Annotated in this window: 1 pseudogene; it reads left to right on the top strand. The window is 62.8% G+C overall.

The features are described 5' to 3' along the window. A pseudogene (locus tag GHO03_RS25035) lies at positions 1-218 on the top strand (electron transfer flavoprotein subunit beta/FixA family protein); the annotation flags it as partial.

Raw genomic sequence — 218 nt, 5'->3', positions numbered from 1 at the left:
CTGCGTACCGCGCTGGCGCTGGGTGCTGATCGCGCCATTCTGGTCGAGTCCGCCGAAGACCTGACCTCGCTGGCCGTGGCCAAGCTGCTCAAGGCCGTTGTCGACAAGGAACAGCCACAGCTGGTGATCCTGGGTAAACAAGCCATCGACAGCGACAACAACCAGACTGGCCAGATGCTGGCTGCGTTGACCGGTTTCGGTCAGGGCACGTTCGCGTC

It is taken from the genome of Pseudomonas sp. FSL R10-1339 (assembly GCF_009600545.1).
Classification (GTDB): Bacteria; Pseudomonadota; Gammaproteobacteria; order Pseudomonadales; family Pseudomonadaceae; genus Aquipseudomonas; species Aquipseudomonas bubulae.
Note: the sequence above shows the minus strand (reverse complement) of the source record. Positions and strands in the feature narration are given on the sequence as shown.